Here is a 15,337-nt window from a genome sequence, read left to right as displayed (position 1 = left end):
CGACTTCACAGCAACTCTTCAGTAACCGCTGTTGCACTCATGCCCGCATGAGCCGCCCAGAGAAGAGACGGAAGTGAAGCGAGTGAAGCGCAGAACTGTGGTCATGGGGCTCACCGCGGCCACTGCGGTCCCGGCCGTCGGGTTCGGATCGGGCGTCGCGCAGGCCGCGACCCGCGAGGAGAGCACGGACACGGACTCGGCCCTGGTCTTCGACCCCACCGCCTACACCGAGCTGACCACCAGCATCACCGACACCGCGGGCACCGCCCACGATGTGACGTACCACTTCTACAAGGTCAGCAGCTATGTGGCGAACCCGGTGGACGCCACGTACCAGGGGCTCAACGTCAGCGTGCCGGTGTCGGTCGACGGGGTCGCCGTGGATGCGACCCACGCGCCGGTGCTGCTCGCCAACAACGTGGGCGGGTACATGCCCTCGTCGGTGGCGAGCGCGACCGGGATCGGGGGAGGCGGGGGAGCCGGTGGGCCCGGGGGGCCTGGTGGGCCTGGTGGGCCCGGCGGTGGGGACAGCGGGCCGAACCGTACGATGCTGGCGCTGCTCGCCGGGTATGTCGTCGTCGAGCCGGGGGCCCGGGGCCGTACCCTCGTCGACGCGAACGGCGTCTACTACGGCTGTGCGCCCGCCGCCATCGTCGACCTCAAGGCGGCGGTGCGGTACGTGAAGTCCAACCGGGGGCTGATACCGGGCAACGTCGACCGGATCGTCTCGGCCGGGACGAGCGCGGGTGGTGCGCTCTCCGCCCTGCTCGGCTCCTCCGGCGACAGCCCCCTCTACGCGGCGGAACTGGCGGCGCTCGGCGCGGCCGACGCCAGTGACGCGGTGTTCGCGAGCGGCGACTGGTGCCCGATCACCGACCTCGAACACTCCGACATGTCGTACGAGTGGTGCTGGGGCGGCAACCCGCTCGCCGACGGTTCGAGTGTCGACCAGAGCGTGTCGGCCGATCTGAAGGCGCAGTTCACCGAGTATCTGGCGTCGCTGCGGCTGACCGCGCCGGGGTTCGGGCGGCTGACCGACCGGAACCTCGACGCGTACCTGGTCACCACCCACCTGGAGCCGTCCGCCACCCGCTACCTGGCGGCCCTGTCGGACACCGACCGGGACGCCTACCTCGCCGCGAACACCTTCATCACCTGGGACGGCACCAGCGCCACCTTCTCCTGGGCGGACTTCCTCACCCACGTCGGCGCCCGCAGGAAGAGCGCGCCCGCCTTCGACGCCTTCGACCTGTCGACCCCGGAGTGCAACGAGTTCGGCACCGACACCACCGCCACCCGCCACTTCACCGTCTACAGCCTGCGGCACGCGGAGGGCGACAGCGCGCGCCTGGACGCCGACATCCCGAAGAAGCTCGACCAGATGAACGCCATGTACCACGTGGCGCGGCAGGTCAACCCGCACCGGGCCCGGCACTGGTGGATCCGGCTCGGCACGAAGGACAGCGACACCTCGCTCACCATTGCCGCCAACTTCGCCGCCAGGCTGAAGAACCTCGGCGACGACGTCGACATCAAGTACTACTGGGACGCCGGGCACGGCGCCGACGACGACCCCGGTGACTTCATCACCTGGATCGCCGAGGTGACGGGTCACCCGGCGTACCGGAGCCGTTGAACCCGATGTACGTGGCCAGGAAGCCGACCGCGTAACCGGTCAGCAGGCCGCCCGCGTAGATCGCCGCCGCCAGGGTCGGGCCCCTGTTCCCCGTGAGAAGCGGGAACAGGGCCCAGCCCGAGGGGCCGATCGCCGTGGCGCCCACCCGGTCGCCGAGCACCGCGAAGAAGCCGACGAAGGCGCCGCCCGCCGCCCCGCCCGCGCAGGCGGTCAGGAAGGGGCGGCCGAGCGGGAGCGAGACGCCGTAGATGAGGGGCTCGCCGACGCCCAGCAGGCCCGCCGGGAGCGCCGATCTGATGGTCGTGCGGAGTGCGGTGTCGTGGCGGAGGCGGGCGTAGACGGCGATCGCCGCACCCACCTGACCCGCGCCCGCCATGGCGAGGAGGGGGAGCAGGACCGTGTAGCCCTGCTGCTGGATGAGGGTGGTGTGGATGGGGATCAGGGCCTGGTGCAGGCCCAGCATCACGAGGGGGAGGAAGAGGCCGCCGAGGACCAGGCCGGCGAGCGGGCCGGTGGTGGCGAGCAGCCAGTTGGCCGCGGTGCCGATGGCGGAGGAGACGAGACCGGCCGCGTACATGAGGCCGTAGAGGGTGGCGAGGCCCGCGACGAGGACGGTGACGGTGGGGGTGAGGAGCACGTCCAGGGCGTCCGGGACGCGCCCCCGGCACCACCTCTCGACGCCGACGGCGAGCAGCGCCGCCGCCAGCGCCCCGAGGACCCCGCCCTGACCGGGCGCCAGCGCCACCCCGAACGCCGTCACCTTCGCGACGCCCGGATAGACGACGACCGCCGCGACCGCACCCCCGAGGACGGGCGTCCCGCCGAACACCTTCGCCGTGTTGTACCCGACGAAGACGCTGATCAGGGCCATGAAGCCGGAGGCGACGGCGGCGAGGGCGGGGGTCAGCCAGGGCAGCCAACCGGCATTGACGAGGAGCCCGTTGAGGCCGGCGAGCACCCCGCAGCCGATCAGCGCGGGGATGAGCGGCACGAAGATGTCGGCGACGCGGCGCAGGGCCGTCTTGACGGGGGTCGCGTTGCGCCGGGCACGGGCAGCTTTCAGTTCGGCGCCACGGGCGGCGAGATCCGCGCCGAAGCCGTCCGGCCGGGCGTCGCCGGGCGCGCGCCGGGCCGTCGCGGCGGCGTCCAGCAGCGTTTCGAACTCGGCGGTCACCGCCACCACCGCACCCGGGCCGATCACCACCTGGAGGGTGTCCCCGTCGGTCACCACCCCCAGCACCCCGGGCACCGCCCGCACCGCCTCCGCGTCGACCCTCTCCCGGTCGGCGATGCCGAGCCGCAGCCGGGTCATGCAGTGGGCGACGGAGGTGACGTTCCCGGGGCCGCCGACCAGGGGCAGCAGCGCGGTGGCGGTGTCGTACGACGATCTCTGCACCCCCCGAGCGTGCGCGTCAGCCGCCCGTCGCGGTGAGCGCCGCGCGCAGATGACCGCCGGACTCCTCCAGAAGGCGGGCTGCGGTGGGCCCGTCGACACCGGCCAGGATCACCAGGACGGCGGGCTTCACCTCGCCGTCGGTGGCGGTGAGCGCCGCCTCGATCTCGTCGTCCGGGGCGCCCGTGGCGAGCGCGACGATCCGCCGCGAACGGGCCCGCAGCTTCTCGTTCGAGGCGCGGACGTCGACCATCAGGTTCCCGTAGGTCTTGCCGAGCCGGATCATCGTGATCGTCGACAGCATGTTGAGGACGAGCTTCTGGGCGGTGCCGGCCTTGAGGCGGGTGGAGCCGGTGAGCAGTTCGGGGCCGACCACGACCTCGATCCCGTGCTCGGCCGCGGCCGCGAGCGCGCTGCCCGCGTTGCAGGAGAGGCCGACGGTCAGGGCACCCAGGGCGCGGGCGTGCTCGACGGCGCCGACGGCGTAGGGGGTGCGGCCGGAGGCCGAGATGCCGACGACGGTGTCGGCCGCGCCGATCCCGAGCGCGCCGAGGTCCGCACGGGCCAGCTCCGCCGAGTCCTCGGCCCCCTCGACGGACGTGACCATGGCCGCCGGCCCGCCCGCGATGACCCCGACGACCTGACCGGGCCGGGTGTTGAAGGTCGGCGGGCACTCGGACGCGTCCAGGATCCCGAGCCGCCCCGCGGTACCGGCCCCGGCGTAGACCAGCCGGCCGCCCTGGGCCATCCGGGCGGCGATGCCGTCGATCGCCGCCGAGATCTCCGGCAACCGCAGAGCCACGGCAGCGGCCACCCCGGCGTCCTCGCCGTTCATGAGCCGAGCGATGTCGAGGGTGGGAAGGGTGTCGATCTCGGCCAGCTCGGGGCGGAACGCCTCGGTGGTGAGCGTTTCGAGCTCGCTGCGAAGGGAGCGGTGTTCGGTGGTCATTCGGATACGGCTCTTTTCAACGCGGACGAGTGCACTTGCTTAGGGGCGCTGGGGGTACCCCCGGCCGAAGGCCGGGGGAGGAACTGCGCGACAAGCCACGACGGACCCGCAGCCGCTCGACCACACGCACCCCTACGGTCTATCGAGGCACACTCCGGTGCCGATGAGCCAACGCCTCGTACGACGCCGCCAACGCCGGCGCAGCCGCCTCGTACGTCCGCTGCGCCACCCCCACGAACAGACAGTCCACCACCAGCAACTGCCCGGTCCGCGACGACATCGCCGCCGGCCGCAGCTCGCTCTCCCGCGCCGTCGACGTCGTCAGCACATGGTCGGCGTACTGCGTCACCGAAGACCCCGGCCGCCCGGTGATCGCGACGGTCGTGGCCCCCCGTTCGAACGCCACCCGCAGCGGCTCTATGACATCCCCGGTCGACCCGGAGTGCGTGATCGCTATCGCCACGTCCCCGGCCCGCAACTGCACCGCGTTGGTGACCGCGAGATGCGGATCGCTGTGGGCGTGCGCTATCAGCCCTATCCGCAGCAGCTTCTGCGTGAGGTCCTGCGCCACCAGCCCCGACGCCCCGATGCCGTACACATCGGTCCGCCGCGCCCCGGCGAGCGCGCTCACCGCGGCCCCCAACTGCACCGTGTCGAGGCCGGCCGCCGTGTCCGCGAGGGTCTGCTGCTCGTCGTAGGCCAGTTTCGCGACGACGTCGGCGATCGGGTCGTCGACGGCGATGTCGGTGGTGATCGCGGGCGCCCGCCCCGACTGCTGCTGCGCGGCCAGCCCGGCGAGGGCGAGCCGCAGGTCGCGGTAGCCGGGATAACCGAGCAGCCGGGCCGTGCGGACGACGGTCGCCTCGCTGGTGCCGGTCAGTTCCGCGAGGCCGGTGACCGTGAGGGCCGCGCAGCCGGCCGGGTCGCTCGCGACGGCCTCGGCGACGCGCTGCACGGAACGGGTCATGGAGGGCGCGAGGGTCCGCACCTTCGCCGCGAGGGCGGCGGGGGCCGGCGGCGCGTCACCGCTTCCCCGGCTGCCACGGCCGCCGAAAATTTCCTTCACATCCTCGGTCACCCTTGAAAGATATTTTCGTTTCGGGTACTCGGTCAAGACCGCGCACAATAGGACCATGGACCCCGTAAGCCCCCTGGAACAGGCGCTGCACGCAGCCCGCGCCCTCGTGCTCGCCGACCTGGTCGCGGGCGAGGTCGCCGAGGCGGACGTGGTCTCGCTGGTCGAGGACTCCGTCGTACAGCGCCGCTGGTGGGTGGAGCAGTGGCCGGAGGGCGCGGGGTACGTGGCGGGGCTGGTGGCCCAGGACGTACAGGACGCGCTCCTGGAGCGGTACGGCCGCTGGCCGCTGTGCCCGGTGTGCGGCTCCGGCGACCCGCACGCCCTGGACGTCGAACCGGAACTCGGCCCGGACCCGCACTGGGTGTGCCACAAGGCGGGCGTGAAGGTTGCCTCCGTCGGTTCCCTGGGCGGCGCCATGGGCGGGATGTCGTCCTCGTGACGGTGCTCATGACGGGGTACTCATGACGGGGTTCTCATGACGGAGTTCTCATGACGGTGTACATCGACCCGCCGAACTGGCCGGGCCACGGCCGGATGTGGTCCCACCTGGTCAGCGACGTCTCGTACGCCGAACTGCACGCCTTCGCCGCGGACATGGGCGTGCTGCGCCGCGCCTTCGAGCGCGACCACTACGACATCCCCTCGCACCGCTACCCGGACGCGGTCCGGGCCGGTGCCGTGGAGGTCAGCAGCCGCGAGGTGGTGCGGCTGCTGCACGGGGCGGGGCTGCGCCGGCGCAAGACCCACGTGCCCCGCGGGTGACGTCCCCTGACGGCTCCTGAGGTCCGGCGGCTCCTGAGGTCCGGCGGCCCTATTCCGCCCGCAGCGCGAAGGCCAGCTCCTTCTCGCCCTCGCTCACCTTGCCGAACCCGGCGCGGGTGACGACCGCCTGGGAGGCGGTGTTGGCGGTCTCGACGGTGGCGAACAGGGTGCGTACGTCGTCGCGGGCCAGGGCCCAGCCGGCCAGCGCGCGGAGCGCTTCCGTCGCGTAGCCGTGGCCGCGGGCGGCCTCGGCCAGGTCGTAGCCGATCTCCACCCGGCCCTCCTCGTCCGGGGCGGAGTGGAAGCCGATGCCGCCGACCGCGCGGCCGTCCGCCCTGCGGACCAGGGCGAAGACGCCGAACTCCGGCCGGTGGACGCCCCCTTCGTACGCCTTCAGCAGGAAGCCGGCGGCGTCCCGGGTGCCCTCGTAGGGGCCGCCGTCGACCCACTCGAAGCCGCCGTCGCCGCCGAGGCGCAGGTCACGGGCCTCGGCGGGGCGGATGCCGACGAGGTCGAGGCGCTCGGCGGGGATGACCAGGTTGTTGTGCCAGCGCCAGCCGGTGACCGGGGCGCGGCCGGGCAGCTCGCCGCGGCCGGTGGCCCACAGCAGGGTCGGCCAGGCGGCGGGGCCGGGCTGGACGTGCGGGAACAGCCAGGCCAGGACGGACTCGGCGAGCTCCTCGGAGGGCCGGTAGGGGAGCCCGAGGCCGGTGGCCATGTCGTGGGTGTGGAGCAGCACTTCGGCGATGCCCATCGCGGCGAACCCGGCGCGGTCCGCGCTGCGGAAGGGGTACGGGTGGAAGGCGCGGACCTCGCGGGGAGTCGTGCGGACGGTGGCGGCGAGCAGGGCGCCGGTCGTCTCGATCACGTGCAGCAGACCGGAGTTGTCGGTCCCGTCGTCGAGCCTGAGCTCGAAGGGCACGTACGCGTCCTGGGCACGTCCGGCCAGATTGGCGGCGTACGCGACGAGGTCGTCGGCGACATGGACCGCCGTCTCGTGGCAGTTCCAGTCCAGCCGGCCGGCCGGTACCGCCGTCCAGTCCCTCGTCACCGCGGGCCGCAGCGCGGCCACACAGCCCGCGACGGCCTCTTCCACCTGGTCCCCGCCCATTTCCCGCATGGCTCGCACCCTAGGACGCCGGATCCTCGGCGGTCGACAGCATTTCCAGCTCCGCGGCGAGGTTGTAACGGGCGGTCGGCTCCCACTCGGACCGGCCGTGCGGCGTTCTGAACAGCTGGGGCAGGTCGAGGAGTTGGCGCAGGATCGCGGAACGGCCCGTACGGAAGGCGTCGTTCGGGACGAAGTGGTACTCCTCGCGTACCTCTGCGGTGTAGGCGGCGTACCCGGAGGGCGGGGCGGCGAGGATCGCGAGGTCCGCGTCGCACAGGACCTCGCCGTTGCGGTCGCCGGGGGCCGGGTCGTGGGTGACGGTGAGCCGGACCAGGCGGGCGACCTCGGCGGTCTTCGCCGCGGAGATCCCGGCCTCGGGGAGGGCGCGTTCGGCGAGGCGGGCCGAGCGCTCCTCGTTCTCCGACCGGTCCGGCAGGTAGACCGCGTCGTGGAACCAGGCGGCGAGCCGGACCAGGTCCGGGTCGTCGGCGTACTCCGCGAGCACGTCGACGTGGTCCAGGACCGCCGTGAGGTGGGTGACCGTGTGGTACCGGCGCTGGGGCTCCTGCCAGCGGCGGAGCAGTTCGTCGGCGTACCGGTGCGGGTCGGGGGCGCGGGAGTCGTCGTCCCGTGACCTGAGGAAGGCGGTCAGCCAGCGGGCGCGCAGGGCGTCGAGATCGGCCATGCGCCCATTCTCCCGCCCGCCACTGACATCGCCCCGGCGCGGGACGCATCACTGCTCCCGACGGCGACTCCCGCCACCCGGACCCGGACCCGGACCCGGAGCGGGAGCGGGAGCCGGACCCCGGCCCGCTTCACGGGGCACGCGGCGACGCCCGTACGTCGTAGCTCCACGGCTGAATACGGACCCTGTGTGACGGGGGCGGTCTCGCGGCTGCCCGTGTTCCCCGCGTACCCTGGATTGGACTAGACCTCCGGACTAGACCACCGGCCCGGAGGCGCACGGGGAACACCACGGAAGGGGCCCTATGAGCACGCGTGCAGTCCTGGAGGTGATCGCCCTCGACGCCGAGGACGCGGTCGCCGCCCAGGCCGGAGGCGCGGACCGCCTCGAACTGGTCACCGACATGGCGGCCGACGGGCTGACCCCGCCGCCCCGGACCTTCGCCGCGATCCGGGCCGCCGTCGACATCGACCTGCGCGTGATGCTGCGACTGGCGGACGGGTTCGCCGCGGGCGACGCCGACCGTCTGGTGGGGGTGGCCGGGGAGCTGCGGGCGGCCGGGGCCGACCAGTTCGTGCTCGGGTTCCTGGACGCGGAGGGCGCGGTGGACCTGGACGCGGTGGAGCGGGTGGTCGCCGGGCTGGACGGCTGCCGCTGGACCTTCCACCGGGCCATCGACCGGGCCGCCGACCGCGACGCCCTGCGCAAGCAGCTCGCCGACCTGCCGGGCCTGGACACCTACCTCACCGCGGGGGCCGCGGAGGGCGTGGACGAGGGACTGCCCAGACTGCTGGCCGAGGCGGCGCGGCGCGGGGAGCCGGGGTACGAGCAGACGCTCCTGGTGGGCGGCGGCCTGCGGCTCGATCATGTGCCCGAGCTGCGGGCCGCGGACATCGACGCCTTCCACATCGGCGGCGCGGCCCGGCCGGCGGGCTGGGACGGGGCCGTGTCGGAGGAGGCGGTGCGGTCCTGGCGCCGGGTCCTCGACGGGGCGGAGTACGCGCTACCGCGCTGACCGGCGCGCCAGGACCCCGGCCCTGTTGACGGGCCGGGGCCGGGGCGGGGGCCGGGGTCGGGGTCGGCATCGGGGCCGGGATCGGGATCGGGGCCGGGTCAGTCGGCGGCGAGCAGGTGGGCGGGGGCGATCCGGGACAGCCCCCGGATCGGTACCGTCAGCGCCGCCACCACCAGGGCGGTCGCGGCGAGCGTGGCCAGCAGCGCGGCACCGGCGACCGTGAACAGGTGTCCGTGCAGCACACCCCGGCCGAGTGCCAGCACCCCGGCCAGACCGGCCACCGCGCCGGACAGGCCGCCCAGCAGGGCCAGTCCGATCCCCTCGTAGAGGGTCAGCCTCGCCAGCTCGCGGTCGGTCCAGCCGGTCGCCCGCAGCACCGCGAGGTCCGCGGCGCGCTCGCGCTGCGAGATGACCAGGACGTCGATGGCGCCGGCGGCGCCCAGCAGCAGGGACAGGGCGACACTGAGGTAGTCGGCCTCGCGCGCCTGCGCCACCACGGCGCTGCCGAGCAGCGACCCGGCCACCTCGCCCCGGAAGGCCAGCGTCAGGGCGAGCAGCACCGTGAAGGCGGCCACTCCGAGCGCCAGCCCCGCCGCACCCAGCAGCGTGCGGCCCCGCACCCGCAGCAGGTTGAGCACGGCCAGTCCGGCCACCGAACGCACCGGGCGGGCGCGCCGGGCCGCCGTCACCGGCGGCCTGACGGCTTCCATCGGTCCCAGCCGGGTGGCGAGCCAGGCGGGGATCAGGCCCGCCGCGGTGGCCAGCAGCAGTGCCACCGGGAGCACGAGGAGCGACTTGGCACCGGCCTCGGGCTGGCCCAGCGCCCGGCCCAGCACGTACGCGAGCAGCGCGCCCGCGGCTCCGGCGGCGAGGCCGATCAACGCCAGTTCGCCGAGGACCAGGCGGAGTACCTCGCCGCCGCTCCAGCCCAGGCAGCGCAGCGTGCCGATCTCGGTGCGGCGGGAGCGCACCGAGGCCAGCGCCGCCTGGCCGAGGAAGAGCGCGCACACGACGAGGACCAGCATGAAGAGCACCGCGCTCTTGGTGTCCACCGCCCTGAGGATGCGCAGCGCCACGCCCTTGGCGACCCAGCGCTCCGTGACCCGCGCCGACCCGCTCAGCGCCACCGTCTGCGGGGCGGGCGAGCTGCCGACGGTCACGTCGACCTGGAGCCGGGGGTAGGCGGCCCGGATCGCCCCGGCCACGGCGTTCACCCGGGCCCGGGAGGCGGTGTCGACGCCGGTCACTCCGGCCACCCGGATCCTGATCGCGCTGACCGGCGCCTTGTCCTGGAGGCCCGGGACCCGGCGGCTCTTGGTGAGCGCGGTGACGGAGTCCATCGTGGTCAGCATGGTGGGCGGCGGACTCAGGTAGCCGCCCAGGTTGCGGTCGGGCCGCAGCGGCCTGCCGCCGAGCTTCGCCCGGGTCGCGCTGTCCGCGCCGGTGACCTGCGGTGTCTCGTAGGTCTCCAGCGGGGCCTCGGACAGCGCCGAGAAGCCGTGCAGTCTGCTGGTGTCGTAGCGGCCGACCAGGCGGACGAAGGGATTGGGCAGGCGCCCGGAGTCGACGCCGTCGCAGGAGCCCAGGCCGACGCATTCCGTGGCGCCGTGACTGGTCACCTTCCGGTACTGGGTGCCCTGGTGGTTCTCCTCGGGGACGTTGGTGAACGGCTGCTGGTCCGAGGCGGTGACCCACAGGCCGCGCCGCTGCGCCGGCTGCGTCCGCGCGGCGAGGTCGCCGCCGGAGTTCCGGAAGTAGGTGACCGGGCCGACCGTCCAGTAGTTCCCGGTGTCGAAGGAGTCCTCGGTCAGCGCCTTCCGGTAGCCCTTGTTCAGGTCGACCCGGGTCCTGCCGACCGTGGTGCCGTGCAGGCCGCGGACGAAGCTGTCGGCCGTCGGGTTGCCCAGTTTCGAGGGCAGTCCGGCCGGGTCGCCGGTGTCGAGCCGTTCGACGGCGGCGTCGAGCGTTCCGGTGGTCAGCGGGTTGCTGCTGAGCAGCGCCGGGATGTAGGAGTCGTGCTGCCCGTGGACGCTCTTGGCGAACGACACCGTCCACGGCTTGTCCCGCTCGGTGAGCATCCGGCCCGAGGTGACGGTGGAGCCGAGGCCCACCAGCCTGTCCTCGGCCGCCGGGTCGATGGCGGACAGCAGCACCGGGTAACTGACCGGGACGTCGACGGTGGCCTTGTCCCGGCCGGACTGGCAGTTCATCCGCGAACTCAGGTCCGGGTCGAACGGCGACTTGTCCCTGAGGTCCTCGGCGATCATGTTCGGCCTCATCGGCAGCTTCAGGTTGAACTCGGTCTGCTCGGTCTTGTCCCAGTTGAAGTAGAAGCAGACGTCGTACTTCCCCTTCAGCTGGTACCGCCGGGTGCTCTTGTCGGCCGTGCCCTGCTCCAGGGTGTCGGACTGGAACAGGTCCTCCGCCGTGCCCGCCGACGTCAGGGGGGAGCGGGTGAGGTACACGTACTCGTCGGAGGTGCGGTAGGTGCCGAGGCCGGAGGTGAGCGTCGGGCTGATGCGCAGGATCTGCCGGGAGGCCTTGCCGTCCAGGAAGCGGGACACGTCGACGGTGACCGTGCTCGACACCATGAGGTAGCCGATGTTGGCGACCGGCGCGGCCACCTCGACCCCGGCCAGGTCGCGGATGCGCCGGTACTGGTCCATGGTGATGCCGCCGAACGTGCCGGACAGGAAGTTCGGCGCCACCAGACCGCTCTGCCGCTCCACGGCCGTCTGCGCGTCGGGCGGGCGGACCAGGACGTCGTACGCGGACCGGGCGTTCTTCCGTACCGTGCCCACGGTGGTCGCCTGGCTCGTGCTCACCGTCGCGGTCAGCAGGGTGAAGCTGGTCGCCGCCACCAGGATTCCGGTGGCCAGGGCCAGCGCGCGCCCGCGCCGCCGCCGGAGCTGGTCGAGGATCATCGTGATCACGGGCGCAGGCCCCCCAGCCGGTGCAGCACGTCGCCGGCCGGCGTGACCCGCTGGTCCGAGGTGATCCTGCCGTCCTGCAGCCGCACCACCCGGTCGCCGTTGGCGGCGACCTCCGCGTCGTGGGTGGCGATCAGCATCGTCATCCCGTACCGCTCGCGCAGCGACATCAGCAGGTCGACGATCTCCCGCCCGATGACGCTGTCCAGGTTGCCGGTGGGCTCGTCGGCCAGTAGCAGCCCCGGCCGGTTGATCAGCGCGCGGGCGACGGCGACGCGTTGCTGCTGGCCGCCCGACAGCTGGGAGGGCAGGGCGTCCGCCCGGTGGTCCAGGCCGACCGCTTCGAGCAGTTCCATGCCGCGCGCCCGCCGGTCGAAGTCGACCTTGCGCGGCAGGACGGGGGCGAGCACGTTGTCCAGCGCGGTCAGCGCGGGCAGCAGGTGGAAGCGCTGGAAGACGAAGCCGATCCGCCGGCGGTGCCGGTCCAGGTCCCGGCGCACCAGTTCCTTGCCGTCGATCTCGACGTGCCCCTCGTCGGGCTGGTCCATGCCCCCCGTCACGTGCAGCACGGTGGACTTGCCGGCACCGGACGGCCCGGTCAGCATCACCACCTCGCCCGCCGCGACCTCCAGGTCGACCCCGTCCAGGGCGGTCAGCCCGGGATACCGGCGGCTCACCCCGCGCAACGCCACGCTCACAGCCATTGATGCAGCCTCGCCCTCGTACATCGCGGCACATGCATCGCCGCACCTACATTGCGGCAATGCAGAGGTATGTTGTCACAATGTAGAAGGGACGTATATGCCGCTCCACCACGCCGTGCTCGCGCTGCTCACCCGGCGGCCGAACCACGGATACGAACTCAAGGCCCGCTTCGAGGAGGCCATCGGCCCGCAGTGGGGCGGCCTGAACATCGGGCACCTCTACCAGATCCTCGAACGGCTGGTCCGGGACGGCTATGTCTCGCGCTCGCAGGTCGCGCAGGCCGACCGGCCCGACAAGAACCTCTACACGCTCACCGAGGCGGGCGAGGCCGAACTGCGCTCCTGGGCGACCACCGCCTGGGTGCGCGTCGGCGGCTTCCGCGACGAACTCTTCCTGAAGCTCCTCGGCGCCTCCGCGCTCGGCCCGCAGGCCCTGACCACGCTGATCGAGGCGCAACGCCAGACGTACCTGTCCGAACTCGCGGGCCTGGCCCGGCAGCGCCGGACCCACGCCGACGAACCGCTGGTCGCCGTCCTGATCGACGCCGCCGTCGCCCACACCAAGGCCGACCTCGGACTCCTGGACAGCGCCGCACAGCACCTGGGACCGCTCGCCGCGGCCCAGGGCGAGGCCGACGAGGCCGGCGGTTACGCCGGGACGGACGGGGCCCGCACGGAGTCCGCCTGAGCGGGGCAGCGCCCCGTAGGGGCGCGGGGAACTGCGCGACCAGCCCCCACGCACTCGCACGGGGCGACGATCCTCGGGCGGCACGCCACCTGGCCTCGCCGTCCCTCCGGGGAGGCCGCTGCTCAGCCCAGCTGCGGCGGCAGCGGAGCCGTATGCGTCACGATCAGGCCCGACACCGCCCGGGTCAGGGCCACGTACAGCCGGCGCAGGCCGGTGCGTTCGTCCGGTTCTCCGTCGACCACGGCCCGGGGCTCGTCGAGGACCACGTAGTCGTACTCCAGACCCTTGGCCAGGGACGCCGGGACCAGGGTGAGGCGGGTCTCGTCGGTGGTCTCCTCGCCGGGGTTCAGGTAGGTGATCCCGGCCGCGGTGAGCGCTTCGGCCAGTGCGGGCACCCGCGCGTCCGCCGCGATCAGGCCCGTGGAACCCTCGTTGCCCAGCAACTCCTCGCAGGCTGAGACCACCTCGGTGGTGTCCTCGGTTGTACGGACCTGGAAGAACCCGGGGTTCTCACGGACCGAGGCGACCGGGGTGAGGCCCGGCGCGATGTGCGGGAGGAGCCGGGAGGCGTAGGTGATGACGTCGGTCGGGACGCGGAAACCCGCCGTCAGCTCCTCGATCACCCCGTCGGTCTTGCCGAGGTGGGCCAGCGCCTCGTCCCAGCTCCGGGTCGCCCACGGCGTGGTGCCCTGCGCCAGGTCGCCGAGGACGGTCGCCGACCCGGTGGTGCAGCGGCGGCCGACCGCGCGGTACTGCATGGGGGAGAGGTCCTGCGCCTCGTCCAGGACGACATGGCCGAGCGAGTGCGTGCGCTGGACGAGATCCGTCGTCTCGTCGATCAGCACCGCGTCGGCGGCCGACCACTTGGCCGCCTTGACGCTGCGCACCGGCTTCGCCCACAGGATCGTCTTCTGTTCGTCCTCGTCGAGGATCCCGGCGGCGTGCTCCGCGAGGAAGTCCGCGTCCGTGAGCAGGCGCAGCACGAGCTTCGCCGGGTCGACCGGCGGCCAGATGTGCTTGACGGCCGCCTTCACCGCCGCGTTGCGGGCCACCGAGTCCTGCACACGGTCGTCGGGCGCCTCTCCCGAGCGCTCCATCTGGACCAGCACGGCGTGCGCGATGCGCTGCGGCAGGGCCTCGCGCGCCGCGCCGTACCGGATGCCCCGGTCCAGCAGCTCGCGGACGATGTCCTCCAGTTCGTACGCCGGGACCCGCCAGCGCCGGGAGCCGCGCACCACCACGACCGGTTCGGCGGGCGGCGTGACGTGCGCGTAGACGGCCCTGCGCAGGACCTCCGCCATCCGGGCGTCGCCCTTGATGACCGCGGCGGGGGCGTCGTCGGTGCCGCGTACGTCGACGTCCTTCGCCACCAGGTCGTCCACCGTCGCCTGCTGCACGGTCAGCTCGCCCAGCGCCGGCAGCACCTGCTCGATGTAGTGCAGGAAGGAGCGGTTCGGCCCGATGACCAGGGTGCCGGTGCGGGCGAGCCGCTCCCGGTGCGCGTAGAGGAGGTACGCGACCCGGTGCAGGCCGACGGCCGTCTTCCCGGTCCCGGGGCCGCCCTGCACGCAGACCGTGCCGGACAGGCCCGACCGCACGATCTCGTCCTGCTCGGGCTGGATGGTCGCCACGATGTCGCGCATCGGGCCGACGCGCGGGCGCTCGATCTCCTGCTGGAGCAGCTTGCTGGTGCGGGCGGCCTCGGCGGGGTCGGAGAGGTGCTCGTCCTCGTACGCCGTGATGTCCCCGCGGGTGTACCCGAAGCGGCGGCGCAGCGCGATGTCCATCGGGTCCTTCTTGGACGCCCGGTAGAACGGCTGCGAGACCGGCGCGCGCCAGTCGATGACCATCGGGTCGCCGTCGTGGTCGTGCACGTGCCGGCGCCCGATGTAGAAACGTTCGCCGTACGCGCCCTCGGCCTGGTCGGCGCCGGGGGCGTGCAGGTAGTCGAGACGGCCGAAGAACAGCGGGGTGTCGCTGAGGTCGGCCAGCGCCTTGATGCGCTCCTCCATCTGGCGGGCGAGGACCTCGGCGTTGACCCAGTTCGCGGTGACGTCGCTGATGTCCAGCGACTCGACGTCCTCCCGCATGGTGCGCAGCGCGGCGCGGGACTCGGCGAGATGCGAGCGTTCCCGGGAGAGGGGGTCGGGGTGCGGTTCCGTCAGCGGGTCGTGGGCGGGCGTGGACAAGGGGGTGCCTCCGAAGGCCTGCGAGTCGATGGCGCTCAAGGTGTGGATGGCGCACAGGTGGCGATCAGCCGACCGGTTTCCGTCCGGGCGGCAGCACTCCGTGGGCGGAGGCGGGCAAGAGCGGAGATTGTAGTGAGGTGGGGGCGGGGGAGGCCAATGGATTATCCGGGGCGGGCCGTGCTCGGGCTGCCCGCGCG

Annotated in this window: 13 protein-coding genes; 5 read left to right on the top strand and 8 right to left on the bottom strand. The window is 73.1% G+C overall.

The window, feature by feature from the left end:
- Positions 1–103 precede the first annotated feature (103 nt).
- The gene (locus ACFZB3_RS18910) at positions 104–1,636 is read left to right on the top strand and encodes a subtype B tannase (RefSeq protein ID WP_391376953.1); all 1,533 of its coding nucleotides are present in this window, start codon (positions 104–106) and stop codon (positions 1,634–1,636) included.
- On the opposite strand, the gene ACFZB3_RS18905 is transcribed toward ACFZB3_RS18910, so the two are convergent.
- The 3 genes from ACFZB3_RS18905 to ACFZB3_RS18895 form a co-directional block, all read right to left on the bottom strand.
- Complete coding sequence (locus ACFZB3_RS18905) at positions 1,587–3,032, bottom strand: PTS transporter subunit EIIC (protein ID WP_391376756.1); 1,446 nt, start codon at positions 3,030–3,032, stop codon at positions 1,587–1,589. The genes ACFZB3_RS18910 and ACFZB3_RS18905 overlap by 50 nt on opposite strands.
- A 16-nt stretch (positions 3,033–3,048) precedes the next feature.
- Complete coding sequence (murQ, locus tag ACFZB3_RS18900) at positions 3,049–3,978, bottom strand: N-acetylmuramic acid 6-phosphate etherase (RefSeq protein ID WP_391376755.1); 930 nt, start codon at positions 3,976–3,978, stop codon at positions 3,049–3,051.
- Between the two features lie 139 nt (positions 3,979–4,117).
- On the bottom strand, positions 4,118–5,056 hold the full coding sequence (locus tag ACFZB3_RS18895) for an SIS domain-containing protein (protein ID WP_391376754.1): 939 nt from the start codon (positions 5,054–5,056) through the stop codon (positions 4,118–4,120).
- 55 nt (positions 5,057–5,111) lie between these two features.
- On the opposite strand from ACFZB3_RS18895, the gene ACFZB3_RS18890 reads away from it, so the two are divergent.
- Complete coding sequence (locus ACFZB3_RS18890; protein ID WP_391376753.1) at positions 5,112–5,495, top strand: hypothetical protein; 384 nt, start codon at positions 5,112–5,114, stop codon at positions 5,493–5,495.
- A 50-nt stretch (positions 5,496–5,545) separates the two neighbouring features.
- Positions 5,546–5,818 (top strand): DUF4031 domain-containing protein, encoded by a 273-nt coding sequence (locus tag ACFZB3_RS18885; protein ID WP_391376752.1) that lies wholly within the window; start codon positions 5,546–5,548, stop codon positions 5,816–5,818.
- A 49-nt stretch (positions 5,819–5,867) separates the two neighbouring features.
- Here ACFZB3_RS18885 and ACFZB3_RS18880 read toward each other — a convergent pair whose 3' ends face one another.
- Both ACFZB3_RS18880 and ACFZB3_RS18875 read right to left on the bottom strand, forming a co-directional pair.
- The gene (locus ACFZB3_RS18880; RefSeq protein ID WP_391376751.1) at positions 5,868–6,938 is read right to left on the bottom strand and encodes a GNAT family N-acetyltransferase; all 1,071 of its coding nucleotides are present in this window, start codon (positions 6,936–6,938) and stop codon (positions 5,868–5,870) included.
- A 10-nt stretch (positions 6,939–6,948) separates the two neighbouring features.
- Positions 6,949–7,614 (bottom strand): hypothetical protein, encoded by a 666-nt coding sequence (locus tag ACFZB3_RS18875; RefSeq protein WP_391376750.1) that lies wholly within the window; start codon positions 7,612–7,614, stop codon positions 6,949–6,951.
- A gap of 304 nt (positions 7,615–7,918) precedes the next feature.
- Between ACFZB3_RS18875 and ACFZB3_RS18870 the strand changes: the two genes are divergently transcribed.
- Positions 7,919–8,629, top strand: a complete 711-nt coding sequence (locus ACFZB3_RS18870) for a copper homeostasis protein CutC (RefSeq protein WP_391376749.1) — start codon at positions 7,919–7,921, stop codon at positions 8,627–8,629.
- 98 nt (positions 8,630–8,727) lie between these two features.
- On the opposite strand, the gene ACFZB3_RS18865 is transcribed toward ACFZB3_RS18870, so the two are convergent.
- Positions 8,728–11,553 carry an FtsX-like permease family protein gene (locus ACFZB3_RS18865; RefSeq protein WP_391376952.1) on the bottom strand — a complete coding sequence of 942 codons (2,826 nt, stop codon included), beginning with the start codon at positions 11,551–11,553 and terminating at the stop codon, positions 8,728–8,730.
- A 5-nt stretch (positions 11,554–11,558) separates the two neighbouring features.
- Complete coding sequence (locus ACFZB3_RS18860) at positions 11,559–12,263, bottom strand: ATP-binding cassette domain-containing protein (protein ID WP_391376748.1); 705 nt, start codon at positions 12,261–12,263, stop codon at positions 11,559–11,561.
- A 97-nt stretch (positions 12,264–12,360) separates the two neighbouring features.
- On the opposite strand from ACFZB3_RS18860, the gene ACFZB3_RS18855 reads away from it, so the two are divergent.
- A complete protein-coding gene (locus ACFZB3_RS18855; RefSeq protein WP_391376747.1) occupies positions 12,361–12,951 on the top strand; it encodes a helix-turn-helix transcriptional regulator in 591 nt (196 codons plus the stop codon).
- 122 nt (positions 12,952–13,073) lie between these two features.
- Here ACFZB3_RS18855 and ACFZB3_RS18850 read toward each other — a convergent pair whose 3' ends face one another.
- Entirely contained in the window at positions 13,074–15,140 is a 2,067-nt protein-coding gene (locus ACFZB3_RS18850) for a UvrD-helicase domain-containing protein (protein WP_391376951.1), read from the bottom strand.
- Between the last annotated feature and the right edge of the window lie 197 nt (positions 15,141–15,337).

Source organism: Streptomyces sp. NPDC008092 (genome assembly GCF_042957285.1).
Classification (GTDB): Bacteria; Actinomycetota; Actinomycetes; order Streptomycetales; family Streptomycetaceae; genus Streptomyces.
The sequence above is the reverse complement of the archived record's forward strand: the minus strand, read 5'-3'. Positions and strand labels throughout refer to the sequence as shown.